The following is a 25,832-nucleotide window of genomic DNA, read 5'->3' as shown; positions in this document are numbered from 1 at the left end:
GTCTTAAAAAGAATCGTACCATACCAATAGCCATATTCAAACTATTTGTTTTGTGGGATAATCATACCTATCAGGTATGGAACGGAGCGGATGACGATGGATCTTCGGCAGCTGAAATATTTTCTGGCCATCGCCAGGGAAAATCAAATCACGCGGGCGGCGAGGGTGCTCAATATGGAGCAGCCGCCGCTGAGCCGCCAATTGAAGCTGATGGAGGAGGAGCTTGGGGTGAAGCTGTTTGACCGCTTCGGCAAACGGCTTGAATTGACCCATGCGGGCGAGCTGCTGCGGCAAAAGGCCGAGCGGCTGCTGGGGGAATTCGACGAGACGATCCGCGAGGTAAAGGAGCTGGACGCCGGCATCAAGGGGGTGCTGGCCATCGGCGCGGTTGTTTCCTGTATTTCGCTGCTGCCGCGCAAAATTGAGCTTTTCCGGGAAAAGCATCCCCTGGTCACGTTTAAAATTTCGGAAGGCGATCATTTCCTGCTGGCCTACCAGCTTGAAAAGCGCAGCATCGACCTGATTGTGGCCCGTCTGCCGTTCGAGGCGCCTTCCGGCACACAGCCGTATTCCGTGCTTCCGCTGCCCTCGGACCCGTTCGTCGTCATTATTCCGCGCAAATGGGACTTGAATCCTTCCACCGAATCGATTCGTATGCAAGAGCTGGCCGATGTGCCGCTATTGACGCTCAAAACAGACCGAACGACCGGGATGCATGAAAAAGTGATGAAGGAATGCAGGCGGCATGGCTTCGAGCCCCGCGTTATCGGCGAATGCTCCAGTGTAGCTATCATTATTTCCCTCGTGGCCGCGGGAATCGGGGCGACGGTGTTTCCGAAGTCGGTCATGGCCTCGTTCCCGCTGCCGGACATCAGGATGCTGACGATTGCGGATGCGGATTTCCAATCGGATGTCGGGCTGCTGTGGCTGAAGGACCGTTATTTGTCCGCAAGCGCCCGGCAGTTTATTGCGATGTTTCAGAGCTAACGCCAATTTGTTCTCTGAGCTTGTGCCGGTTGACCGGCGCGAATTGTTAATGTAATTGTCTGTTGAATCTGATACGATAAACGGGAATTGATTGGCAAATCGGTAAAGAAGGTGCTTGCAACATGACCAGGCTCAGATTTTCTCTGACGACGAATCAGCGGTTTCTGCTGCGGAGTGTAGCGATCATTGTGTTCGGACTGTTTATAAACCAGCTGCTGCAAACGGTGGGGACGAGTATCGTCGCAAGGGTATTAAACGATCCCGTCCGCTTCGGCGAAGTAAATCTGCTGCTGCAAATTTTCGGGATGATTGCGCTATTTCTGAATGTCGGGTTTAACTCGGCACTTGTATATACGTTCTCAACGGATAAGGAGGAGGCGGTCAAAACCAAGCTCCGTTTGGCCCTGACGGGGAGCGCCTTCTTCGGTGTGGTGGTGAGCTTGATTGTGGCGGCCCTGTCCCCGCTGCTCGCGGCGGTATACCAGCTGCCCTCGCTGCAAAATGCGTTAATTATCAGCTCCATTATGCTCGTATTTAACTCGGTCATTAATATTGGTGTATCGTCCTTCTCCGGAACCCGGGAGTTCGGGACACAGGCCTTCTTTATGGTCATCACAACCATTTTCTCCACGGCTGGGACGGTGCTTGGGGTGTTATGGCCGGTCGGGGAGCAGCCGCTGCTCTGGTGTGTTTCCTTCTGGATGGGGATCGGCGCTGTGGCGGCCGCAATTTTCATCCTGTGGAAGGTGCAGCGTGTGCACCGGCCGGTATGGCTGGGACGGATTTCGGTGCGCGAGATGTGGCGGATGATGAAGTACGGGATTCCGATGTGGGGCGGCAATATCGCCAAGGCGTTTCAACAGCCGTTTCTCGTCATGCTCATCGGGTCCAGCTCGGTCATCGCCGTCGGCCATTTGTCCAATGCGCTGCGGATTACCGGCTTCATCGGCATTGTAACCTGGGCGTTCATGATTGTTACATTTCCTTTTGTCGCGGAAAGCTCGCGGGACGTGCAGGAGAGCAAGCGGCGGGGCACCCTGTGCATCCGCTACAACAACCTGATTCTGTACCCGCTCACACTGGCAATCTGTTTGTTCCCGGACGAAATCAACGGATTTTTGTTCGGGGAGAGCTACAATTCCGGCGATTCGGCTACGTATATCCGGCTGCTTGCCCTGGGCATTTTCTTTTCTTCTGTCGGCCGGCTCGGCGGAAGCATCCTGGCGGGGCTCGGACGGACGAAGGCTAACTTCTGGGTGATGATCGTCGCCGGTATATTTGTCGTTGCGATTGTCCCGTTTACTGCAGGTCATCATCCGGTGCTCTCCGTCTGGATGTATACGGGAGGCTGGGCGGTTTCGGCGCTGGCGATGATCTGGTTCTTTTATCATGAGGGCTTTGTGCTGAACTGGTGGCGGGCTTACGGCGAGCCGGTGCTGCCGACGCTGGCGATGGGGCTGCTCATGCTTGCGGGGCGCTATACCGGGCCGCTGTTCGCCGTGTTTATCATGCTGGGCGTGGCTGCTCTGCTGCTGGGCACCTTGTACATCGAGACCAAATCGTTACAGATTCGCGCGCTCCGGATGCTGCGGCATAAGGGGTAGCGCAAGCGGCTGAACGGAAGAAATTTCAGCATCAAACGGGGATGAAGCAGCCGCTGCCTCGTCTGAAAAAAAGAAACCGCACAAAAACAGGCATCATCCTTGGAAAAGGACGATGCCTGTTTTTGTGGTAATGACGACAGGAATTTCGTAAAAAACACAGAACCCGGCTTGCTTTATGAAGGACAGGCCGGCGTTTACCCGGTCCCCGATTAGCCTTTATGCGGTACGGCCTGAACGCGGAGATGCTTGGTTTTGCTGACGGATATGATGAAGCTCAGCAAAAGAACAAAGGCGCCGAACAAATACGGGTAATCCATGTGAACATCAAATAAAATCCCCGCCAGCGCCGGTCCGAAGATGTTCCCCACGCTCATATACGCGTTGTTCATTCCGGCAACGAAGCCCTGCTCTTCTCCGGCCATTTTGGACAGCAGCGTATTAATGGCCGGTCTCATAATGGAAGTAAAGGTAAAGAACAGCAGAGTAATGAGCAGAATGTACCAGAAGCTGCCCGACAGCAGCATGAGCACAAGACAGACTGCGGACAGCAGGAAGGTGGCGTTGACCAAAGTTTTTTCCCCGAACCGCTTCATTAATTTATCAATGAGCACCGCTTGAATCACGGCTCCGATGAGTGCGCCAATCGTAATCAGAATCGAAATATCCCGAGCGGTAAACTTGTACTTCTCATCTACAAACAACGGGAAAATCGCCTCAAAGTTCGCCAAGCCAAAGGTCAGGGCAAACACAAGCAGCAGCAGTATAAAATAAGGCGCTTTGAACGACTGGGCGAATTGGCGGAAAATAGGCTCCCGTTTCACCTTGGCCGAGCGGTGGGCGAGCTGCGTTTCCTTCGGCAGTGATTCCGGCAGGAAGGAGATGGTGCAGAGCAGGGCGAAGGCCCCGACCGCCGCAGATACATAGAAGGGCGTCCGCAGCCCAAGCTCTGCAAGGAATCCTCCGATACCGGGACCGATGACGAAGCCCAGCGACATGGCGGCTCCCAGCAAGCCCATTCCCTTGCCGCGGCGTTCCTCGGTCGTAATGTCGGCTACATAAGCCATCACAGCGGGGATAATGGCCGCAGCCCCGATTCCCCCGATAAGCCGGGAGACGTACAGCAGCCACATCTCGGATGCGATAGCAAAAATAAAATTGGAGAGTGTAAACATGATGAGTCCGGCTATAATCATCATTTTGCGCCCGTATTTATCCGACCATTCGCCGGCAAGCGGAGAGAACGCAAATTGAGTCAGGCCGAACGCGGCGACCAAATACCCGGCAGCCTTGCCTCCGGCATCGAATTCCTTCAGAAATTCCGGCAAAACGGGAATAATAAGCCCGATTCCCAGCATGGTAATAAACATGTTCAACATTAAGAAGAACAGCGGTGAGCTTTTACTCGTAGGCGTTGCCATTCCAATCCCCTTTCTTGTGTATCAAGAAATGATATCCGCTTCTCGCATGAAGCATCCCATCTGCAAGTATAATTCACAGATTAACTCAGAGTCAATTTGTAAAGATTGTTTTCCTGATTCTTGACTTTTTGGCGGCATCCGGCCTATCATGAGAACGATTCAGATCATGGGAAAGCGGGTTTGAGGTCAATGGCAAGAAATGTGGAACGGGATCAGGACGTTCGTAAGGAGCGCTGCCAGCAAATTTTGACGGCTGCGTTAGAGCTGTTTGCGAAACAAGGGTTATCCGATACCAAAATATCCGACATCGCCAAAAAAGCGGGTATGAGCCACGGGCTGGTCTATAATTATTTTCCTTCCAAGGAAGAAATCTATATTACCTTAATGGAGATCAATTTGTGCGCCGTCAAATCCGCCATTGAGGATGTCAGCAGCAGACCGATCCGGGCGGATGAGAAGCTGGCTGCGCTTGTGGAACGGTTTCATGGTATGCAGTGCAACGATGCGGTATGGCATCAAATGTTTGTGGATCAGTTTATGGCCTCCGATTCTATCTCCGAGTCGCTAAAGGATTCGATCAAACAGAAGCTGGAGGACAACCTCCTGCGTATTGCCGGTATTATTGCCGAAGGACAGGACGCAGGGCTGTTTATCGACGAGGACCCGCAGGAGCTGGCCCTGCTGTTTTTCACCTTCGTCAATGCGAAAATCGTTGCGCAGACGCGCGGAGCAAGCTTTTTTACCAATAAGCCCTTTAGAGCAAGCATTATTCGTTTGTTTTCAAATAAATGCTGAGGAGCATCCGGCCTGCCATGGCCTGGCGCTCTTTTTTATGTTCCGGGAACTGGTTTTATTTTTTGAAAAAAGGCAATATAATTCCAAGATTATCAATGAAAAATGGATTCTGCTTCTTTAAAAAGGCACGGAGCGTGTATAAATTGCCTATAAAAGATACGTTCCCCCTATTAATTTGCATGAAAGCGCTTATAAATAAACGTTTTCCCCCTTGTATAATTTATGAGATGGGCTCTTTAGACAAAGGGCCAGGTGAAAATCTCAAAACATGGAGTAGAGAGGGTGCGCGGGAAATGAAATGGAGATCGTCTCTAGTATCAACAGCGCTTATGGCATTAGCATTTACTTCGGTGGTTCACGCGGAGAACGCGGCCATTCCTGCAAATCAGTCTTCGGCTGTCAAATCAATCGGCGATTTCAAGGATCTAGCCGGGTTACCGCAGGACGTGAAGGACAAATTCGATGCGCTGATTAGCGCTGGCGTGTTTAATGGCATTTCAGAGCAGGAATTCGGGCTGAACGACAAAATGAATCGCGCTCAATTCGCCAAGGTAGCGGCAATCATTTTCGCATTGCCGGTGGATAAAACGCTGACCGTCTCTTCGTTCTCGGATGTAACGATCGATGATCCGGCGAACGGCTATGCGCTTCCTTTTATCGAGGCGTTGAAGGCGGCCGGGCTGACGGAGGGGGTTGATCCCGAGGGGAAGATGTACAACCCGTCAGGAACTGTAACGAGACAAGAGCTGGCCGCATTCCTCATCCGCGGATTGCAGTGGAAAACGGACGGCACTGTGCCTAGCGCGGATACAACCGTAGACGACTGGGCCAGAAGCTATATTACGCTGGCCCTTGATAACAAGCTGATGAGCAATGTGGCGGTCGGGGCTTTCGGCGGGCAAGTGTATGCCACACGCAAAATGCTCGCGCTGTCCAGCTTCGAGGCCAAGCATGCGGCGGAGACGAAAGCGGCTCCGGTTGTCAATTCGAACGCAGTAGCTGATTCCGCGCTGCCTGCAGGGATTACCGTGCTGCCGGTCAAAATTGAAATCGACCGTGCGGTGAATGTAAGTGTGGGCGATCGTTATTATGATGCGGACGGAAGAATATCCACGACCGGACAGCCGCCGATTATTAACCTGAAGCTGACCGGACCGAATAACGAGGAGTATTCTCCTAGCCAGGTCGAAACCTTGTACCGCAGCGGCTACATCGAAGTTTCCACAACGGGCGGTGTCGTTCTCGATGATCGGGCTGTAGGCCAAAGCTATGTCGGCCAAGGCCGAATCGTGTTAAAAGAAGTTACAGCCGAAGGCGAAGCTTCCGTAACCGCGAAGCTGACTCATGTGAACGATGCATCGTCAACCCGCGCATTTGAGGTCACGGCGATGCGTGTTCCGACCACGATTGAGGTGAACAACAAGGACCAGGTCGTACTGGCGGAGAATGACCAGCCGCAGAACTTCACCTTCACCGTGAAGGACCAGTACGGTGCGGTGATGAAGGCGCCTTCCGCCCTGGACGACAGCAGCTATGAAATCGAGTACAAGCTGGAGCGGAAGTCCGGCCAGCCTAGCATTTTGAGCGCTGGCGGCATTTTCTACGATACGCCGTGGGATGAGCAGAAGGATGCGGGACAATCGGTGCATACCTGGCAGCTCCCGATTGATCCGAGCGGAGAGCAGAAGTTTATGTTCAAGCCTAACCATGCCGTGCTTGATGCGGAAGGAAGTCTGTATGAGCTTACGGCTACTGTCGTGAATAAAGCGACCAAAGCGCCGGTTGCCTCCAGTACTGCGGCACTGAGTGTCTACAACTGGAAGGATATCGATTCCACCATGATTTATGAGATAGACTTGCTCGGCAATCATTTTGCTTCCGGCAGCTACTTGCTTGCGCGCGGCGAGGTGTCCAGTGATCAGGATATTGAAACGCTGAACAGCAAATATCCTTATTTTGGAAAAGAATTAAACATTGTTGCATATGACGAAAAAAGAAGAAGAGTTGACATCTCCAAGGTTCTGAAAAATGATGCCGGCCAGCCGATTTCTGTCGTGCAAAGCATTACGGGCATCGACGGCGACTACCTGGTGGGCGCGCAAAGCGTGAATGCTTCGGATATTCCGGTATTCCGCGTGTATGGCGTGAAGCCGAAGGATCTGTTTGATATTGATGTGAATTTCTATACGCCGGGCGGCACCAAGAAGCTGACCAAACGACAATTGACGGTGGAGCTGGATGAGCCTGTGACCAAAGCGGTCGCCGTAAAAAATCCGACGATGAATTTCGATCTGAATACGGTGTACAGCATCCGCAAGCCGGATGGCAGTGTCGAGCAAATCAAGGGCTCCGACTATTTGGCAAGCAAGCCGTATGTGTGGGAATTTTTGCGTTTTGCTGATAATAACGGGGAGGAATTGAAGGACGAGAGCCAATTCTTCCGCTATTTCATTCAAGCTACAGACCAATTTGGCCATAAGTATCAAAATACGAGTGACCAAAAAATGATGGATTTCTCCGGAAATCTGGATATGCTTCAGGTTAAGGTCATGATCGACATGGATAACAAGTTCCCGCCGAAGTGGAGCGTAAACGATGCAGCTCAGCAGGACAAAATCTGGGTGGATGAAGAGTTCCGCCTGCATTATGAGCCACATGCCAAAAACGCGGACGGTTCCTTTGATTATGCGAACAAAAATTTGGAAAGCTTCAGCATCGAGCTTGTTTCGCCAACGCTGGCGCGGTCGTGGTGCACGGTAACTCTGAACTACTAATCGATAAACAATAAAGCATGCCCCGGCTGGACGAGGTCCGGACGGGGCATGCTTTTCGTTTTTTTGAGGTAGAGGCTTATGTGCCGCATCCATCATGGCTCGTTCGGCCACTCAATCGGCCCAAGGTGCGATGAAAGAACGGACGTGGGCCTGCGATTCGGCGGTGAATAGCGGCCATTGCTCAAGTGCTTCTGTATTAAAGAAGGGGGTCCTTTTTTATAAAATTGGAAGCCAAATTCTCAACCTGGCGATCCCGCGTCATCTTCTGGTGATCCTCCAGCACGTCAATCAAGTATTCTTCTCCGTGATCAAAGGCCTTAAAAATAAATTTCTCCGTGTCCTCGACACGAACGTCGTGACCGCACTGCTTGAGGCACTGCTCATAATCCTGAAGCGTGGGAAGCTGGTTTTCCTCCAAATAAATAAGCCCTCGGAGCTGCTTTGTTTCCCCTTTGCGGATAACCTTGAAATGGATAATATGTTCTATTTTCACGAGCTATCCTCCATGTGTCAAAATTTGTTTCTAACTAGTATAGGTCTATTCCTATCCGTTGTCTGTGATATTTGTTACACCTGTTTATAAAATGAGGCTGTAGCCGGTGATGCCGACGCTCGCAGCAGATTTTCCACGGCATTCTGCACCGTTTTCGGTTAGGCGGAGGAGGCTTCGCGCTTATCCGCTTCTGCCGGGCGCCGCGCCGGCCAATTCAGAATGACCAGCCCTGCGGCGAATACAGCCGCGCCTGAAATGATGTAGACGGTAATCGGATCATGATGAATGACACCGGACCATAATATTCCGAACAACACGGCGGTATTGCTTACAATGATGGCAACGGGGAAGGAAACGGCCCGCAGTGCCTGGGAGAACCAATAGAAGCTCAGCCCGGTAATGAGCCCGAGTATCAGCAAGGCGGCCATCGGAGCCAAGGCAGGCTCTCCGGTCATTTCAAAGCGGAACGGGACTGGTGCAGCCATAAATACGGAGCACAGCACAAATATACAAAAATTCATGCTGCCGGAGTCCATATCGGAGGCGAGCATTTTTTGGCTGAGCACATGAAAGGCCGAGCCGACCGCAGAAATCACGAACAATAGCGTTATCAATGCCCCCCCGTCACCAAACAGTGCGGAAACCGGCTTGCCGTTCCAGCTGATGCACAGCACTCCGGCGATACACAAGAGAGCGGCGATCCAGCCTCGTACGGACAGCTTGTCTTTAAACCACAGCACGGAGATGATCAGCAAAATAACGGTCTGTATCGGGCCGATCAAAATGTTGCCATAAATAGGCGGCTGCTTTATGATCAAAATCGTTCAGTGAATTCTTACTATTCCTAATGAGGAGAACGGGACATGACCAAACTTGTTGTAGTAGACGATGATGTCCATATCCGCAGGCTGATTATGGCGACGCTTCAGGACGAAGGCTTCGAGCTTCTGGAGGCAGGGCATGGACGCGAAGCCTTGCAGTATATGGAACAGACACCGGTCGACATGGTCATTATGGACCTGATGATGCCTTATATGGACGGCTGGGAGCTGTGCCGCGAAATTCGCAGCTATTACAAGGATATTCCGCTGCTGATGCTGACAGCGAAGTCGGAATCCGCAGATAAGATCAGAGGCTTTCAACTGGGGGCGGACGATTATTTGGTAAAGCCCTTTGATCCGATGGAGCTGCTGATGCGGGTCAAGGCTCTGCTGAAGCGATACCGGATTATAGCCTCGCAAACGGTGCGGATCGGCAGGCTGCAGATGGATCGGCTTTATTTTAGCGTCCTGATTCAGGGCGAATCGATGCTGCTGCCGCCCAAGGAATTCGAGCTGCTGTTCAAGCTCGCCTCGCATCCGAACCAGATTTTTACAAGGGATCAGCTGATTGAGCAAATCTGGGGGATCGATTTCGAAGGGGACGACCGCACGGTCGATGTTCATATTAAGCGGCTCCGGGAACGGTTCCCGGAGGAGACGAGCGGGTTTATCATTAAGACGATTCGCGGGCTTGGCTACAAGCTGGAGGCGGGGATATAGTGCTGTCGCTGTATTTGCGCGTGGTGATTTGTTTTTTGCTGGCTGTCATACTTGGCATGACGGTTTCCTTCTGGACGACCGTTTATTGGTATAAGGACCGGTTCGATGAGGAGCTCCGGACCGAGATTTTTAACACGGCCCAAGACGTTGTGAGCACTTACCGGCTTATGCCGGAGATGGATTTGCGGACATACCTGGCGGCCAGGCAGTGGAGCCGGAGCTACTATGTGACGCTGCTGGATACAGCAGGCAACCGGCAGGAGTTCGGAACCGGAAAAGGGGAGCCGTTTATCCCGGAGGACGGGTTTAAACAGGTGCTGCAGGATCAAATATACCGGGGTGATCACAAGGACGTCCGGTTTATTGTCGGTTATCCGCTGAAATGGGGCGGCAAAACGTACGCCTTGTTCGTACAGCCTGCGTTTCGCGACGAATCCAGGAAGCTGAAGGAAATGCAGGTTATTTCGCAGGTGGTTTCGCTTGCGACCGGCAGCTTGTTTATTCTGATTTTGGCGACCTTCCTCATTCGGCCGATTAAGCAGATGACCGCAGCGACACGGCGCGTTGCCAAAGGGGATTTCAAGGTGCAGATCAAGTGGCGGAGCCGGAGGGACGAGCTGGGGGAACTGGCGCGGAGCTTCAGCCAGATGGCTCAGGAGCTGGAGCAGATCGAACACATGCGGCGCGATTTTATATCCAATGTGTCCCATGAGATTCAGTCTCCGCTTACGTCCATCTCCGGATTTTCCAAATTGATTCAGACCAGGGAAATGCCCGAGGAGGAGAAAAATCAGTACATCGACATTATTCGGACGGAATCCGAGCGGCTGTCGCGCTTAAGCGAGAACCTGTTGAAGCTTGCCTCCCTGGAATCCGAACATCACCCGTTTCATCCGGTTGTCCTGCATCTGGACGAGCAGCTGCGCCGGGTTGCCGTAGCCCTGGAGCCGCAATGGTCGGCCAAGGAGCTGCAGCTGAATTTGAGCCTGCCCAAGGTCAAGATGACGGCGGATGCGGATCAGCTTAATCAGGTGTGGATTAACCTGCTTGGCAATGCAATCAAATTTACGCCGCCCCAAGGCCGGATTGATGTCAGGCTGGAGCCTCTGACGGATCGCATGAAGGTTATGATCCGGGATAGCGGCATTGGCATTGCCAAGGAGGAGCAGGAGCGGGTCTTCGAGCGGTTTTATAAAGTGGACCGGGCGAGGAGCCGGGAGCTGGGAGGAAGCGGGCTTGGTCTTGCGATTGTCCGCAAAATTGTCGATCTGCATGAGGGTTATATCGAGCTTCGCAGTGAGCCGGGCAAAGGCACAGTCTTTATCGTAACCTTGCCGATTCGCGCTTACGTATCGAAACAGCAGCCGATTTAGGCAGTCGCGGCCTTTCCTGTTTCGTTATGATATGAAAGTGTGTCCAGCGATTGTGCTTCAGCCGTGGGAATAACTCCCACGGCTGTTCATATTGCGTTCATAATCGTCCGGTATGGTAAGCAGGTGGAAAACGGAAAGGACAAACTAAGCCGCATCAATACAATGAAGGGAGTGCACTGATGAACCGCATTACGCAATTTTCAATGAAAAATGTTTCCGCCTTGTTCATTATTATGCTCCTGCTGTTCGGCAGCGGGATATTTGCCGCAGACAAGCTGAAGGTGGAGAACATGCCTAACATTTCCTTCCCGATGGTCATGGTGAGCGCCACCTACACAGGGGCTCCGAAGGACGTTATGGAGGAAGTGACCAAGCCCATCGAAGAGAAGCTGGCCAATATTGAGGATTTGGACAGTCTAAGCTCAACCTCCAGCGACAACAACGCTACAATTCGGGTCCAATTCAAGCAAGGGGTGGATACCGAGAAGAAGAAGCAGGATATCGAAAGCCTGATGCAGGAGGTAGCCCTTCCGGCTTCGGCAAGTACCCCCAAGGTTTCCACCTTCGGGGTCTCGTCCATGGCGTCCAACTATTTGGTCATTAACGGCGCCGACGGCATGAGCCAGACCGACCTGAACAAGCGGTATGAGGACCATATCGAGCCTAATTTGGAAGCCCTGAAGGGGCTGGACCATATCGATGTCATCGGATCCAGTGAATCCAGTCTGGACATTGAGCTCGATGCGGATGCACTGAGCGTATTTGGCATGACGCCGTCCCAGGTGACGACGGCCATTAACGCCGCCCTGACGAAAACCTCCATCGGCAGCGTGAAGCTCAACGGCGATGACAAGATGGCCCGGGTGCGGGGGGATTTAAATAGTCTTCAGGATTTGGAGCAGCTTGAGATTACGACAAGCAAGGGAGATATTGTTACGCTGTCCCAGCTGGCCAATGTGCGTTCAGTCACAGAGTCGAGCTTCATCGGCCGGATGGACGGACAGCCGGCGATCGGCATTATTCTGTACAAATCCGGCAGCGCCAACGCCATCGAGTTCTCCGACGCGCTTACCAAGCTTACAGATGGCTGGAAAACCTCGCTTCCGAATGTGATAATCAAGAGCACGTACGACAGCTCCATTGAGATTCGCGAATCTATTCACGGCCTGCTCCGTGAGGGGATCGTAGGGGCGCTGCTCTCTTCCCTGATGATCCTGGTGTTCCTGCGCAATGTCCGAATGACCCTGATCGTTCTGGTGTCCATTCCATTGTCGATTCTCATTACGCTGCTGCTGATGTGGGAATTCGATTTGACCTTAAATACGATGACCCTCGGCGGTATGTTTATTGCAGTCGGGCGGGTCGTGGATGATGCGATTGTCGTTATTGAGAATGTGTATTCCTCACTGGAAAAGGCGCAGGAGCGTAAAGAATCGGTAATCCTGCTGGCAACCAAGCAGGTGGCCTCGGCAATTACTTCCTCAACGCTGGCAACCGTCAGTGTATTCGCGCCAATCGGATTTATCAGCGGAACGGTAGGGGAGCTGTTCCGGCCGTTTGCGATTACCCTTGCGTGCGCGCTGCTCTCTTCCCTGCTGGTGGCGTTGACGGTCATTCCGATGCTGGCCAAGCTGCTTGTGCTGCGGAGCAAAATTAAACCGCACGCCTCGCACGAGAATGCCCAGCCCGGCTGGTTTATGAGAATCTATGAAGGTGTTCTGCAATGGTGCCTGAAGCACCGCTATAAAACACTGCTTATCTCCGCAGCCCTGTTCGTGGTCACGGTGGTGACGACAGTGCCGATGCTCAAGCTGTCGTTTATTCCATCGTCTAAGCCGTCTAACATTATGTATTTCCAGCTCAAGCTTCCCTACGAAACGTCGTTCTCGGCGATGAACGAGAAAAGCAAAGAGCTGGAGACGCTGTTGATGGATGCGAAGGATACCAACGGGGACAAGCTGTTTAAATTCGTTGAGGCGCTGATCGGCTACAACCGTGGCAGCGATCAAGTGCCTTATATGGCGCAAATTTATGTGGAAGTCAATGAAAACGTAGATGCCGATAAGGTAAAGCAGCAGACGAAGAACTTCCTCCTGTCCGAGCTTCCGCAAGGGTCGGAAGTGACACCGCGTTCGATTGGCGGGGGCGGAGGCTTCTCATCAACCGACTTCTCCTACAATCTGAAAAGCGAAGACCAGGACAAGCTGGAAGCGGCGGCCGCCATGGTCAAAGAAAAGCTGGAGACGATTCCCGAGCTTAGCGAGGTAGAGGACAGCTTAAGCAACGGGAAAAGTGAAATTGAAATCATTGTGGACAAAAACAAGGCCCGCGCTTATGGGCTGAATGCATCCACTGTGCGGGATACCGCCCGGACGTGGATTCAGAAGCAATCGCTCGGAGATTCAAAGCTGGATAATTATACTTATACCACTACCGTTTCTATGGATTTGAGCGATAAGGACTCTCTGGAAAAGCTGGGTAATATACCACTGACCAGCACCGGCGGCTCGAAGGTGTATTTGAAGGAGGTCGCCAAGATTGTGGAGGTTCAATCAGCCGCGTCGCTCCAGCGCGAGAGTCAGAGCCAGCTGCTGAAGGTAACGGCCAAAATTAACGCCGAGGATAAGCAGGGCGTCAGCATGAAGGTGTCCCGCGAGCTTGCCTCCCTGCAGCTGCCGGATGGCGTGCAGCGCGAGGTGAAGGGGGTTTCCTCGGACATTAACGAGAGCTTCTCGCAATTGTATCTGGCTATGGCAGTAGCGGTAGCCGTCGTTTATTTGATTATGGTGCTTGCATTTGGCAATGCCTCAGCGCCGTTTGCCATCTTGTTCTCCCTGCCGCTTGCGGCCATTGGCGGTCTGCTCGGCCTGGTCCTTTCCGGGGAAGCGCTTAGCGTGACCTCGATGATCGGATTTATGATGCTTATCGGGATTGTCGTTACGAACGCGATTGTGCTTATCGACCGCGCGCAGCAGCTCCGTGAGGAAGGCTATACGGTCCGCGAGGCGCTGCTGGAGGCCGGCAAGGTTCGTCTGCGCCCGATTATTATGACGGCCGGCGCCACCATTATGGCGCTTATCCCTCTGGCGCTCGGTATTTCGGGAGAGGGCGGACTCATCGGAAAAGGGCTTGGCGTTGTCGTTATCGGCGGATTGATTACGTCTACGCTTCTGACACTGGTGGTCGTTCCGATTGTTTATGAATTAATTGAAGGCTTCAAAAACTGGGCGTCTCGCCTGTTTGGCTGGAATAAAAATCACGCCGAGTCCCAGATCGGCACTATGGACGTGTAGAGAACAACGAGGAGGAGGCAATTCAATGAAAAAGGGTAGTACGGAGCTTAGAAATAGAAAATACCGTCCGCTTCATATGCTTGCTGTAGTTACGGTTGCCGCTGTCGTTGCGGCCGGATGCTCGGGTCCGGGGGGAGCGAATGGACCGGCGGAAGCCCAATTGTCGGTAAGAGCAGTGAAGACAGAACCGGTTACGAAAAAAAGCATCGGCGCGCCGATTGAGCAGGTCGCCGAGTTCACCTCCATGAACACGCTGGATGTCATTCCTAGAGTGAGCGGAGAGGTTGTCGAGGTGCTGAAATCCAAAGGCGATTATGTAGAAAAAGGGGACGTGCTGTTCCGGATTGACAGCAGGGATGCCGAATCCTCCCGGGCCAAGAATGAATTGTCGCTGCAAAGCGCGCAGCAAAATTTGAAGAAGGCCAAGGAGGATCAGGTCAATAACCGCAAAGACCTGGTTCATTCGGTAGAAACAGCGGCAACGGCTTTGTCCAATGCCGAGCAGGATTATAACAAGCTCCGCAACGAATTCGATGCGGGATCGGTAACAGAGCATGAGGTGGATCAGGGCAAGCAGAAGGTGGAGGCGGCGAAGCGAAGCCTGGAATCCGCTCAGAACAAGCTGGCTGCCAATGACAGCACCAACGCCATTGTGACGTATGAGACGCAGGCCGAGTCGGCCAAGGTGTCACTCGAGGATTCTCAGCGCAGCCTGGAAAATTATAGTGTAAGGGCGCCGGTTAGCGGCATACTTACAGATTTTACCGCTGTCGGCGGGAAAACGGTCTCAGCCAGCGCCAAGGTTGGACAAGTACAGCAGGTGGACCCGCTCAAAATTAAAACCGAGCTCACCGAATCAAATTATCAGCTTGTGAAAAACAAACAAGAGCTTGTATACTATAATCCAGATACACCGGATAACAAGCAAATGGCCAAGCTTAGTTACCTGGCGCCAATCATCAGTGCCGAAACCAAAACCTATACCTTGGAGCTGGAGGTCGCTAACACAGATCACCAGCTGAAGCCCGGCACCCGTGTCATGGTGCAGCTCAACACAGAAGCTGAGCAGCAGGTTGTTGTCGTGCCGACATTAAGCATTGTGCGCGAGGATAACAACACCTATGTTTTTGTGCTGGAGGGCGACCACTACACGAAACGCAAAGTGAAGCTGGGCCGTATTAACGGATCCTACCAGGAAATTCTGGATGGTGTGAAGGAAGGCGAGCAGCTGGTAACAACGGGGCAAAATCAGTTAAAAGACGGGCAGAAGGTCGAAGCTGCAACACAATCCCCATCTTCTGCGTCTGAGACAAAGAAGAATTAATACATCATGTGAAGCATTCATTTTAGAGCAAGGAGAGGACGCATACATGAAACGATCTTGGAAGACAGGCATTACCGCTATCGCACTGGGCACAATGCTTTTGCAGGGAGCACTTCCGGCCCTGGCCGCGGACAATACCGCTGTCATTGTTGTACCGACAACAGGCTATGATTTAACGTCGGAGATCCGCACTGCTGTGAAAAGCGTTTCTGTCGAATCGGTAGAAGCAGGCTTGCAGCTGTCGGCGACCGTCCGTTTGTACAATGGCGGCACGGCTGTGACACGTGTGCCCGAATATGATATTCAGGTCCGCACAACATCCGGCCTGGTGTATACTTTGAAGGCAAGCACTGGCAATAAAGCGGCACTGCAGCCGAATGAAATCGGCGAGCAGGTTTACAAAACCGTCATTGACAGCAAAGAACAAATCACACTCGATCAGCTTTCCTTCGTGAAGGTCGATTTATACACATACCCCAAAACAGAAACGACACTGCTTGCAATTCCGCTGACGGAATCGCAGGTTTATTATGAAACCGGCGGTACGCCAGGACAGCAGCTCACTGGTGTGGAATGGGGACAAGCATTTGCTATTCCGGGTGTGAACTCCGGGCTAGTTTATTCCACGACCGGAATTTCGGAGCAGAAATCCGCTAATGGTCCGGTTAAAGTGGTTACTGTTCTGGCAGAGAACCCGGGGACAGGCCGCGAGACGGTGCCGGGCTTCCGTATCGATGCGTTGTCCGATCAAAAGTCGTACGACGGTCAAAGAACCGAGCTCGACTCCTTGACTTTGGAGCCGGGGGAGAAAAAGTATATTCACTTTACCATTCCGGTTGAAAACGGCGTAACGATTTCCAACCTGCTTGTTACCACCACCGATACGTTCGTGTCCAGTTCAGAAAAAAGCGTAATCGGAACAGGCAAGCTCCGTGTCGGATTGCCATCCCAGCAGCAAATTGACGGAATTACGCCAAGTGTATATTTCATCGGGACACCGATTCCGTTTGATCCGCTGACGAAGGTGATTGACAACAAAACCCAAGTGTCGCTCATGGAGCTTCACCTGCACGAGAATATAGATTCCGGCTATAAAACAGCCGTGGCAAAATTCAAGCTGACGAACACCAGTGACGTGCCGACACCGTTCCCGTCGTTTCAAACAGAGCTGGACAGCGCAAGCGGCACCAGCTATTCGGGCACACGCCAGTTGAGCGTAGTCTCCACCATGAATCCGGGCTTGAGCTATGTGGTCAGCTATTCCTTCAATCTGCCGAAAACAGAGACCGGGGATAACCTGACGCTGAAATTGATGGATACACAATCAGCGGCGCCTTTCAAAACGGCGATTGCCGCTGTGAAAACAGCGGCTCAGCCGGAAGTTACCGGGGACACGCTGTCGCTGTATCCGTTCAATGTAACGCTTAAGGATGTTGATTTGTCTTACGCAACGCTGGGTACAACACCGCTTACGTATACGTACAACATCACGGTTGATTTGGATATCAAGCAGGAGGAAAACATTGTCGTTGACGATAACTTCTCCAAGCTGAGATTCGAAATGGTGGATAACCTGGGCCGTATTATCGGTTCGACGGACGCTTCCTTTACCGGCAGCAATAAATTGATTAGCGGCAAGCAGAAGCTGACCGCCAATTCCAAAGCAGATGAGCTGACCAAGGTGACGATTAACCTGTATGAGGTTATTCAAACCGCCAACGGGGAAGCGAAGCGTTTTATTAAATCCATTGAAGAGTAATGTAGTGTTTAAAGACCGGGAGCCTGTTTACAGGCTTCCGTTTTTTTTATTCGACCTAAATGAATAACGCCGGGAGTACAGCCGTCCTTCAGCATGGCGGGCACGCCCCCCCGAGGAAAAAATAAGAGTAGACGGCATCGGTTGTTTTCATTATAGTGGGGGTAAGCTGCGGGCTAAAGTCCTGTACAGCATAAGTCGAAGGGCACAGCCGTAAACCTTGCTTTCATTTCAATGCCTGGAATGCTGCGGCAGCCGGCACATCGCTGGCTAACCATTCGTAGACGAATGATCTGCAACGGCCGGACAGGGGGGGACACATGATAACTGAAAACGTGGTCAGCGTCATGATTCCAAGCCTGCGGTATGCACGTTTGGATATGGGGCTGGCGCAGCCCAATATATTGGCTATCCTTATGGCGCTTTTCTGTGCGTTGATTGTCACTTTGCTGCTGATAATCCGCTTTAACAGGCCGCGCAAAATGTATCTGGCCTTCGGCCGGCGATCCCGGACGATACGGGGGGACTCCCAGGACGGGAAGCCGGAGGAGTCTGAAGCGAGCCCGAACCATGTGCTGCAGCGGCTTCGGGAGCAGCCGCACTTGAGCGGAGAGATGTATTCCGCCCAGCTCCAGGAGTATTTCCTCATCAAGCTGCTGCAGGGAGAGCTCGGTCGAAGTGCGATTGCCGAGAAAATCAAACAGGCCGGAGTGTCTGATTGGACGCAGCTGGCGGTCATTGTTTTTCAGACGGACGGTCTGGAGCAGACCCGCTATGAACCGGTGGATGAGGATATCATCTTATTTGCCATGCATAATATTATTTCCGAGGTCATTCCGGACTCCCGGCGGCTGCGTCCTGTGCTGCTAAACCGTGGCGTCGCTGTTTTGGCAGGCGCGCCATCCCAGGAAGAGCAGGCTTTTGCGGCTCAGGTGCTGGAAGAAGCGAAGGCGGTACAGCAGGCCGTCAAGCAGTATTTAGGGCTGAGCGTCAGTGCGGGAGTGAGTCGGGTGTTTCAGGAAATGAAGGATGGCGCTGTGGCATATCGGGGCGCAATAACCGCACTGGAGTATCGGATACGCTGCGGCGGCGGGGTTGTTTTACGGATTGAGGATATGGAGGAGTCGTCCGGCGGACAACCGATTTATCCGAAGCATTTGGAGGTGGAGCTGCTGGAGGCCGTTCAATCCGCGGACCAAGAGCGGTCCGAGGGGGTGCTGAGCGAGTTCATGACGTCCGTTACCGCCGGGCAGGGCGGGAGCTACCGGGACTGCCAGTTGTTTCTGCTGAAGCTGCTGATCAGCCTGATGGATCTGGCGGGCGGGTATGGAACGGGCCATCTGCTGCCGAAGGAGTCTGCATTATTGGAACGCTTTTTTTCCTTTCGATCGGCTGTTGAGATGGAGCAATGGCTGAAAGCCGAAATGATAAGCCCGCTGGTTCGATATCGCGCGCAGCAGGAGGCTAACCAGGATCACCTCCTATCCGATCAGATAAAAAAGCTGATCCACGAAAATTATCATACAGAGCTGACTCTAGAGGCGTGTGCGGCCAGCCTTAATTTCAATCCGGACTATCTGCGTCAGGTGTTCCGCAAACAGACGGGGGAAACCTTCAGCGACTATTTGGCACGGTACCGGTTGAAGATGGCTAAGCAGATGCTGCGGGAAACGGACATGAAAATCACAGAGATTGCCCAGCGTCTGGGCTACAACAATGCACAAAACTTTATTCGCTATTTCCGGAAAATGGAGGGCATTACGCCCGGACAGTACAGAGAGCAGCGCCATTTGTCCTCATGAGGGCCAGTCCTGGCGGTCGTTTGCTTCGATGACTCGGAGCAGGTTTAAGCCTGGTTACAGTCAAGGTAGGCTGTTTTATAGAAGCTGGACCGTGACTGGACACCGAGGCAAGGGGGACAACAGAATAAATTTGTGCTATGATGAAAGCGTTTGCTTTTGATGATGATGACGGTAATTCTGATATCGTCCATTGACGGAGTGGTGGGACGTAGCGCCGGAATTTGAGAAACAGGGGAGAGAAGACCATGACGACGCAATCGATAGACCGTTTCAAGCTGGTGAACCGCCACAATCCGGTCATCCGCGGGGTGGAGCCGCTTGCTCCGCTTGCGGTCGGTAACGGGGAGTTTGCATACAATGTGGATGTTACCGGGATGCAGAGCTTTCCCGAAGCATATGTGACTCCGCTTGGCACCCAATCTCATTGGGGCTGGCATTATTCGGGCGGACGGGGGCTGCATACGGAAGAGGAGCTGAGCCTGCAGCAATTTGAAACCTATGGCCGTCAGGTTGGCTATGCGGTTAGTGACGCAGGACATGAAGAGGCGTATCACTGGCTCCGGCAAAATCCGCACCGTATGCAGCTGGGTCAAGTCGGCTTATCGTTCTTGCTTGCCGATGGGAGCCGGGCCGCGGCGGGGGATTTGAAGCAGCCGGAACAAGCCTTGAGCTTGTGGGAGGGCATGCTGGAAAGCAAATATGAAATTGAGGGGAAGCCGGTTCGAGTATGGACCTGCTGTCATCCGAACACCGATCAGATTGGTATCCGGATTGAGTCGCCGCTGCTTGCAGAGGGACGGATTGCTGTTCGCTTTGATTTCCCGGCCTCTGATGCCGAGTCCAACGAATGGGCGAAGAGTATCTCCTTGAATTGGAATCATGCTAGCGGACACCGGACGCAGCTGGAGCAGACATCACCGGCTTCCGCACGCTGGACACGCCAATTGGATGAGGACGGCTATCAAGTGGCGGCGGTATGGACGCAAGGATACCTGCATCAGGAAAGCGAGCACCGATTTGTGCTGCGTACCGGGGAAAGCTTGTCCGGCCAGCTTAGCGATCAGGCTCACGCCCCGAAGGCTTCGGAAGCTTCTGCTGCTGTATTGGAGCTGTCGTTCGGATTTAGCCCGGGACAAGACCGTGTACTGGAATTGACGACGTTCAACGACATCGCGGCAGCCAGCAAATCGCACTGGGCCCGGTTTTGGACCGAGGGTGGAGCGGTCGACTTCAGCGGCAGCACGGACCCGCGCGCCGTGGAGCTGGAGCGGCGGGTTGTTCTGTCCCAGTTCAATCTGGCGCTGCACAGTGCAGGATCGCTGCCACCGCAGGAGACCGGGCTGATGTACAACAGCTGGTACGGCAAGCCTCATTTGGAGATGCATTGGTGGCACGCGCTTCAGTTCGGTCTCTGGGGGCGAACACAGCTTCTGGAGCGGAGTATGGGCTGGTATAATGAAATATTGCCTGTGGCCAGGCGGCTCGCCGCATCACAGGGCTACTCCGGCGCCCGCTGGCCGAAGATGGTCGGACCGGACGGAGCACAAAGCCCGTCCCCCATTGCGACACTGCTCATCTGGCAGCAGCCGCACCCGATTGTGCTCGCCGAGCTGGTCTACCGCAGCAAGCCGACGGAAGATACGCTGCAGCTGTATGCGGATATCGTACAGGAGAGCGCGGAGTTTATGGCATCGTTCACCGTATGGGATGAAGCTGGTCAACGCTATGTGCTCGGGCCTCCGATGATTCCCGCCCAAGAAAATCATGCTCCGGGCGTTACCTTGAACCCGACCTATGAGCTGGAATACTGGCATTATGCGCTGGAGCTGGCACAGACGTGGCGCGAGCGCAGGGGTCTAAGCCGCGATGCAGGCTGGGCGCATATATGCCGAAATCTTTCCCCGCTGCCTGTTGGCCCGTCAGGTGTGGATGATACGAGGCTGCCGACCGATTCAGAGAATCCGCACGGAGCTGCGGATGACACCGGCTTCGATGCATTCAGCCTTTTTCCGGGAGTGACGGGAGAAGAAGGCCGTGAGGCTTCAGCTTTGGCGGCTCATGATGTAAGTCCGGCTTCCGCCGCTTCTGTCCGTGAAGGGGGAGCGCCTGCCGGAGGCTTAGACCTTCAGGCAGCGCAGGCGAACGCCGAGTCAGCAGCAGAGGCGGCGATCGAAGCGGGATCGGCTTATTCGGATGCCGGGCGGCTGAGCACGGACTCTGTCTATTGGGCACACGAGCGCTGCCCGGAGTCCTTCACCAGATTCAATCAGGATCATCCGTCGATGCTGGGCGCGCTTGGAATGCTGCCCGGTGCGCTGGTTGACTTGGAGACGATGCGCCGCACTTTGCAAACGGTCGTCCGTTTCTGGCGCTGGGACACTTCGTGGGGCTGGGATTTCCCAATGGCGGCTATGACGGCCGCGCGGCTCGGTGAGCCGGAGCAAGCGGTGGACCTGCTCCTGATGGATCAGGTCAAAAATAAATATTTGCCGAACGGACATAACTATCAGCGTCCGGGCCTGACCAGCTACTTGCCTGGAAACGGCGGGCTGCTCATTGCTGTGGCGATGATGGCTTGCGGCTGGGGCACGGAAAGCACCGGCAGCCATCCATCAAGCGGCGCTGCAGCGGACAACCGGGTAAATGGCGGACACGCGGGGGAGCGGCTTCCCCATGCTCCGGGATTTCCGCAGGATGGTTCATGGGTTGTTCGCTGGGAAGGGCTGTCACCGCTGGATTGATTCTACGGGGCGCGAAGAGCAAATTCCGGCAATACCTCCTATCAGCATAACTATACAAAAATCACCCGTCCTTTTGCAGCGCTGGCTGCGGAAGGGCCGGGTGATTTTCATTTCGCACCGCGTCTGGGTCCGGTGCTTCGCTGCATGACGGCTGGCTGGATGCTTACCTTGGGAGCGGCGGCACACTACAGAAGCTTGATTTCTTCCTCTTTGCGCTCAGCTTCCGGCTCCTCGGCAATTCCCCTTGTGGAATTGCGGAATTCCCGCAGCGTATCGCCAAAGGCGCGTCCAAGCTGCGGCAGCTTGGAAGGCCCGAACACGATCAGCGCAATGAGCAAAATAATCGCCAGGCCGGATACCCCAATGTTGTTGAACATGGTTTTGTTCACCTCCTTCTGCTTGCGGGCTGAGAGGCTAGGCCTCCGGTTCAGTTCTGACGATTAAGCGTTCCTCCGCTTCCGTCTGATCCGGATGAGGCGGAAGCGCCCGGCTGGACACCAGAACACCGATCTCGAACAGTACAATGAGCGGTACAGTCACGGACAGATGCGAGATGAAATCCGGCGGAGAAATGCAGGAGCCGATAATCGCGAGCGCTACATAGGCATACTTGCGGACCTTCTTCAGCCTGTCAGGCGTCAGAAGACCGACTCGGGTCAGAAAGAGCAGCACAACCGGCAGCTCAAAGGCAACGGCCATAGGCACCAGCACATCAAACAGGAACGAGAAATACCGATCGATGCCGTACGTTTCTACCGCGCCAATGCTCTGATTCATCTGCTTCATGAACCGCAGCATCATCGGGAATACAGCGAAGTAGCCGAAGCACAATCCGGCCAGAAACAGGACGAACGATACCGGCACAAGCGGCAGCGCACTCCGTGCTTCCCGGTCGGTCAGTCCCGGCTTCACGAAGGCCCATACATGGTACAGCAGCACCGGAAGGGTAAACAGCAGGCCGAACAGGAAGGCGCATTTCATGTAGATGAACAGCCCGTCTGTAAATGAGAACACGTTCCACTGCACGCCGTCGGCTGTAGGCATCGATTTCATCCGCAGCAGCAGCTGCGGGGAGACGTATAAGCCAAGACACAGCGTAGCTATAAACCAGCCGGCTACAATGAGCAGCCTGTGCCGCACCTCGGTTAAGTGGAGAATTAAATCCTCTTGGTCCATTTGACCACCTGCTTTGCACTTGCTAAACGCAGCGCGGCTGCTGGAGCGGCCGGAAAAGGTCCAGGTCCTGGCATCCGCGCTTCGTCTGCCGCTGAATCAGGACAACCGGAGCCGCCTCCTTTACGGCTAAAGGACGGAGCCGCTGCCCTGCTTTAAATACTTGGCTATCCCTTCCGCCCCCCGGTAAGCCAAAGCTCCGACGGTAGCAGTCGGATTATAGCCGCTGTTGTGGGCAAACGCGGATGCGCCGATGACAAAGACGTTTTCCGCATCCCACATTTGCAGGTACGAATTGACGGCGGAGGTGGAGGGATCGGCCCCCATCACAACACCACCGGTATTGTGCGTCGATTGATACGGGACAATGTTATAGGGCTTGAGCTGATCGGAGGAGCCGATGGTGGTCGGCTTCATCTCGGTCATAATTTCCTTCGCCTTCACCGCCATGAATTTCACCATTTCCCGATCCTGGTCCTCGAAATCGTATGTAATCCGCACAAGCGGCAGGCCGTAAGCATCCTTATACGTCGGGTCCAGGTCCAGATAATGGTGGCGGAACGGCATGTTGGACCCCTGGTTGGATACAGTTACCACACGATTAGCATAGAACAGCGATTTTTTCTTGAAATCCGCTCCCCAGGATGGCGTTCCCGCCGGTACGGAGTTGGATGAGATCGGCCGCTGGCCGGTTTGGAAAATACGAATGCCCGCCCCGTGGATGAAATTCAGATTGGAATGGTCGAAGTTATCCCCGTTGAAATCGGGAATCTCCATCCCCAGAGCCCCGGCCCCGGCAAACAGGTTGAACTCCTTATCATCAAAAAATCCGGTGGCCTGTCCGCCCTGCACCTGATAGCAGTAGTTTCTTCCGATTACGCCTTGCCCTGTTGCCGGGTCATAAGGCTTGCCCAGCTTGGAGGTCAGCAGCAGACGGACGTTGTTGAACAAATAGCTGGCCATCACGACAATGTCAGCAGGCTGCTCGAATTCCTCTCCCGTCACGGTGTTTACATATTTGACGCCGGAGGCCTTCTTGCCATCGTTAAGGATGGAGGTGACGAAGGAGTAGGGGCGCATTTCCAGGTTGCCGGTTTTTTGGGCGACGGGCAGCACGGTGACTACCGGGTCGGATTTGGCGCCGTATTCGCACCCGAACCGTTCGCAGTAGCCGCAATATTGACAGGGTGCCCGTGAGATGCCGTCCGGGTTCGTATACGGCTGGGACAGGTTGGCCGATGGCGACATGTAAGGATGGTAGCCGAGCTTTTTGGTTGCATCCTCAAACAGCTTCAGCACGGGGGTCTGAACCATCGCCGGTGTCGGATACGGGCTGGATCGCTTGCCCAGCAGCTCAGTCGGCTCATCGCCGCCCGAAATGCCGGCCATTTTTTCAAACTTGTCGAAGTAAGGCTCCAGCTCGTCATAGGTGATTCCCCAGTCCTGGATGGTCATGCCCTCCGGAATTTTGGCCTTGCCGTAGCGCTCCACGGTTTTGCTGTAAATTTGAAAATCGTAAGGCAGAAACCGCAGGGTTTGGCCGTTCCAATGAACTCCGGCCCCGCCGACGCCCTCACCCAGCAGGAAGGAGCCGTATTCCCGCATCGGAAGCGCTTGAAGCTTCTCTGTATTGCGGAATGTAATGGTTTCTTTGGATAAGTCCTGCATCAACTCGTACCGCTGGGCATAACGCAGTTCATCGTGGACCATATAATAGTCCTTGGTCTCCCTCGGCTTGCCGCGTTCCAGCCCGACAACTTTTATTCCCTGTTTGGTCAGCTCGGCGGCGATAATCCCGCCTACCCAGCCCATCCCGACGATGACGACAGGGACCTTTGGCATTCTGGTGGCCATATGGATGGCTCCTTTCGGTTAAATTAATGTCCGGCTAAATGCTCATGGAGACTCTTGGGCTCAACGACTGTGAAGTCCTTGTCGATGATGGCGGTATAGCTCATTTGATTGCCCGGGTATTTACGCATTTTCCAGCCCTGCATATTCAGATTGCCGCCGTACATCGGGTCGGAATAGGCCCCTTCAATCGTCATCTGCCGCAGCAGGTTAAAGAAGGTTTTCGTCGTTATCTCGCTGATGACGACCTGCTCCCCTTTTTCCAGCATTTTCAAAATCTCATCCTGCTCCTCACCGGATAATTCCGGGAACGGCTTGCCGTACTTGGATTTGCTAACATCCTGCATGGCCTGCAGCCCCATCGTAAACAGCTCATGCCGCTTGATGGAAGCATACTCGCCTTGTGTTGTTTCGCCCTTGCCGAACGGTCCCATCCGGTATTCCTTGGCGTTCAAGCCCCATGGACTGGCAAGCTGATGGTCGATGTAAAATGCGACGCCGAGCAGCTTGGCACCGGGGCCGTTCTCGTCCTCCGGATAAATCCGCTCTACTGCCGCTTCGGTCACCGTAAACTGCTCCTGATTGAAAAACATCAATGCTTGATTATATTGCGGAGCGGTCCCGGTTCCTCCCGGAGCCGGTGTTTGCTGAGGCGTCTCGGGGGCGGCTGTTTTACGCGGCCATACTCCGCCGATGACCCCGCCTACGATAGCTCCGCCAATGGCGGTGCCGGAATACTTCAGAAAGCGGCGCCGTGAATCGTCCTGCGGCTGATTCCTATGTTGGTCACTCATCCATACTCATCCCTTTGCTTCATAATGATGAAACCACGGTGTATTGGCGGGTTTGAAACGTAGTATGTAACAAAATTGGAGTTTTATGTCTTGATTATGAAATAGAATGAAAA

General features: G+C 53.6%; 18 protein-coding genes. 11 read left to right on the top strand and 7 right to left on the bottom strand.

Features of this window, described 5'->3' with window-relative positions:
* Positions 1-96: 96 nt before the first annotated feature.
* Positions 97-987 (top strand): LysR family transcriptional regulator, encoded by an 891-nt coding sequence (locus tag WBG83_RS05015; RefSeq protein ID WP_336743235.1) that lies wholly within the window; start codon positions 97-99, stop codon positions 985-987.
* Positions 988-1,109: 122 nt separating this feature from the next.
* Positions 1,110-2,591: an oligosaccharide flippase family protein gene (locus WBG83_RS05010; RefSeq protein ID WP_336743233.1), complete on the top strand. Its 1,482-nt coding sequence runs from the start codon at positions 1,110-1,112 to the stop codon at positions 2,589-2,591.
* Between the two features lie 209 nt (positions 2,592-2,800).
* Here the strand turns inward: WBG83_RS05010 and WBG83_RS05005 are convergent, their stop codons facing one another.
* Positions 2,801-4,009, bottom strand: a complete 1,209-nt coding sequence (locus WBG83_RS05005; protein WP_336743231.1) for an MFS transporter — start codon at positions 4,007-4,009, stop codon at positions 2,801-2,803.
* A gap of 189 nt (positions 4,010-4,198) precedes the next feature.
* On the opposite strand from WBG83_RS05005, the gene WBG83_RS05000 reads away from it, so the two are divergent.
* A complete protein-coding gene (locus WBG83_RS05000; protein ID WP_336743230.1) occupies positions 4,199-4,804 on the top strand; it encodes a TetR/AcrR family transcriptional regulator in 606 nt (201 codons plus the stop codon).
* 293 nt (positions 4,805-5,097) lie between these two features.
* Complete coding sequence (locus WBG83_RS04995; RefSeq protein WP_336743229.1) at positions 5,098-7,578, top strand: S-layer homology domain-containing protein; 2,481 nt, start codon at positions 5,098-5,100, stop codon at positions 7,576-7,578.
* 196 nt (positions 7,579-7,774) lie between these two features.
* Here WBG83_RS04995 and WBG83_RS04990 read toward each other — a convergent pair whose 3' ends face one another.
* Both WBG83_RS04990 and WBG83_RS04985 read right to left on the bottom strand, forming a co-directional pair.
* A complete protein-coding gene (locus WBG83_RS04990) occupies positions 7,775-8,071 on the bottom strand; it encodes a hypothetical protein (protein ID WP_336743228.1) in 297 nt (98 codons plus the stop codon).
* A gap of 158 nt (positions 8,072-8,229) precedes the next feature.
* The gene (locus WBG83_RS04985) at positions 8,230-8,889 is read right to left on the bottom strand and encodes a DMT family transporter (RefSeq protein WP_336743227.1); all 660 of its coding nucleotides are present in this window, start codon (positions 8,887-8,889) and stop codon (positions 8,230-8,232) included.
* 45 nt (positions 8,890-8,934) lie between these two features.
* Between WBG83_RS04985 and WBG83_RS04980 the strand changes: the two genes are divergently transcribed.
* The 7 genes from WBG83_RS04980 (at position 8,935) to WBG83_RS04950 (ending at position 21,901) form a co-directional block, all read left to right on the top strand.
* On the top strand, positions 8,935-9,612 hold the full coding sequence (locus tag WBG83_RS04980) for a response regulator transcription factor (RefSeq protein ID WP_336743226.1): 678 nt from the start codon (positions 8,935-8,937) through the stop codon (positions 9,610-9,612).
* Complete coding sequence (locus WBG83_RS04975; protein WP_336743225.1) at positions 9,612-10,985, top strand: sensor histidine kinase; 1,374 nt, start codon at positions 9,612-9,614, stop codon at positions 10,983-10,985. The genes WBG83_RS04980 and WBG83_RS04975 overlap by 1 nt, the downstream gene beginning before the upstream one ends.
* Before the next feature lie 179 nt (positions 10,986-11,164).
* Entirely contained in the window at positions 11,165-14,278 is a 3,114-nt protein-coding gene (locus WBG83_RS04970; RefSeq protein WP_336743224.1) for an efflux RND transporter permease subunit, read from the top strand.
* Positions 14,279-14,303: 25 nt separating this feature from the next.
* On the top strand, positions 14,304-15,602 hold the full coding sequence (locus WBG83_RS04965) for an efflux RND transporter periplasmic adaptor subunit (RefSeq protein ID WP_336743223.1): 1,299 nt from the start codon (positions 14,304-14,306) through the stop codon (positions 15,600-15,602).
* A 46-nt stretch (positions 15,603-15,648) separates the two neighbouring features.
* Positions 15,649-17,361: a hypothetical protein gene (locus WBG83_RS04960; RefSeq protein ID WP_336743222.1), complete on the top strand. Its 1,713-nt coding sequence runs from the start codon at positions 15,649-15,651 to the stop codon at positions 17,359-17,361.
* Between the two features lie 317 nt (positions 17,362-17,678).
* Positions 17,679-19,160, top strand: coding sequence for a helix-turn-helix transcriptional regulator (locus WBG83_RS04955; RefSeq protein WP_336743221.1), 1,482 nt, complete (start codon positions 17,679-17,681; stop codon positions 19,158-19,160).
* A 245-nt stretch (positions 19,161-19,405) separates the two neighbouring features.
* The gene (locus WBG83_RS04950; protein ID WP_336743220.1) at positions 19,406-21,901 is read left to right on the top strand and encodes a glycoside hydrolase family 65; all 2,496 of its coding nucleotides are present in this window, start codon (positions 19,406-19,408) and stop codon (positions 21,899-21,901) included.
* Between the two features lie 185 nt (positions 21,902-22,086).
* On the opposite strand, the gene tatA is transcribed toward WBG83_RS04950, so the two are convergent.
* The 4 genes from tatA to WBG83_RS04930 all read right to left on the bottom strand — a co-directional run bounded on the left by tatA (position 22,087) and on the right by WBG83_RS04930 (position 25,719).
* Positions 22,087-22,278, bottom strand: coding sequence for a twin-arginine translocase TatA/TatE family subunit (gene tatA / locus WBG83_RS04945; RefSeq protein WP_336743219.1), 192 nt, complete (start codon positions 22,276-22,278; stop codon positions 22,087-22,089).
* A gap of 37 nt (positions 22,279-22,315) precedes the next feature.
* Complete coding sequence (gene tatC, locus WBG83_RS04940) at positions 22,316-23,077, bottom strand: twin-arginine translocase subunit TatC (RefSeq protein ID WP_336743218.1); 762 nt, start codon at positions 23,075-23,077, stop codon at positions 22,316-22,318.
* A 126-nt stretch (positions 23,078-23,203) separates the two neighbouring features.
* Complete coding sequence (locus WBG83_RS04935) at positions 23,204-24,928, bottom strand: GMC family oxidoreductase (protein WP_336743217.1); 1,725 nt, start codon at positions 24,926-24,928, stop codon at positions 23,204-23,206.
* Positions 24,929-24,951: 23 nt separating this feature from the next.
* Positions 24,952-25,719 carry a gluconate 2-dehydrogenase subunit 3 family protein gene (locus WBG83_RS04930; protein ID WP_336743216.1) on the bottom strand — a complete coding sequence of 256 codons (768 nt, stop codon included), beginning with the start codon at positions 25,717-25,719 and terminating at the stop codon, positions 24,952-24,954.
* Positions 25,720-25,832: the final 113 nt, after the last annotated feature.

The sequence above is a fragment of the Paenibacillus sp. y28 genome (assembly GCF_037137075.1).
In the GTDB taxonomy this organism is placed as follows: domain Bacteria; phylum Bacillota; class Bacilli; order Paenibacillales; family NBRC-103111; genus JBBBNV01.
This window is presented reverse-complemented; position numbering and strand designations above follow the sequence as displayed.

Coding starts and splice junctions, on each gene's coding strand:
- WBG83_RS05015 (WP_336743235.1), top strand. CDS start 97: ATGGATCTTCGGCAGCTGAAATATTTTCTGGCCATCGCCAGGGAAAAT.
- WBG83_RS05010 (WP_336743233.1), top strand. CDS start 1,110: ATGACCAGGCTCAGATTTTCTCTGACGACGAATCAGCGGTTTCTGCTG.
- WBG83_RS05005 (WP_336743231.1), bottom strand. CDS start 4,009: ATGGCAACGCCTACGAGTAAAAGCTCACCGCTGTTCTTCTTAATGTTG.
- WBG83_RS05000 (WP_336743230.1), top strand. CDS start 4,199: ATGGCAAGAAATGTGGAACGGGATCAGGACGTTCGTAAGGAGCGCTGC.
- WBG83_RS04995 (WP_336743229.1), top strand. CDS start 5,098: ATGAAATGGAGATCGTCTCTAGTATCAACAGCGCTTATGGCATTAGCA.
- WBG83_RS04980 (WP_336743226.1), top strand. CDS start 8,935: ATGACCAAACTTGTTGTAGTAGACGATGATGTCCATATCCGCAGGCTG.
- WBG83_RS04970 (WP_336743224.1), top strand. CDS start 11,165: ATGAACCGCATTACGCAATTTTCAATGAAAAATGTTTCCGCCTTGTTC.
- WBG83_RS04965 (WP_336743223.1), top strand. CDS start 14,304: ATGAAAAAGGGTAGTACGGAGCTTAGAAATAGAAAATACCGTCCGCTT.
- WBG83_RS04960 (WP_336743222.1), top strand. CDS start 15,649: ATGAAACGATCTTGGAAGACAGGCATTACCGCTATCGCACTGGGCACA.
- WBG83_RS04955 (WP_336743221.1), top strand. CDS start 17,679: ATGATAACTGAAAACGTGGTCAGCGTCATGATTCCAAGCCTGCGGTAT.
- WBG83_RS04950 (WP_336743220.1), top strand. CDS start 19,406: ATGACGACGCAATCGATAGACCGTTTCAAGCTGGTGAACCGCCACAAT.
- tatA (WP_336743219.1), bottom strand. CDS start 22,278: ATGTTCAACAACATTGGGGTATCCGGCCTGGCGATTATTTTGCTCATT.
- tatC (WP_336743218.1), bottom strand. CDS start 23,077: ATGGACCAAGAGGATTTAATTCTCCACTTAACCGAGGTGCGGCACAGG.
- WBG83_RS04935 (WP_336743217.1), bottom strand. CDS start 24,928: ATGGCCACCAGAATGCCAAAGGTCCCTGTCGTCATCGTCGGGATGGGC.
- WBG83_RS04930 (WP_336743216.1), bottom strand. CDS start 25,719: ATGAGTGACCAACATAGGAATCAGCCGCAGGACGATTCACGGCGCCGC.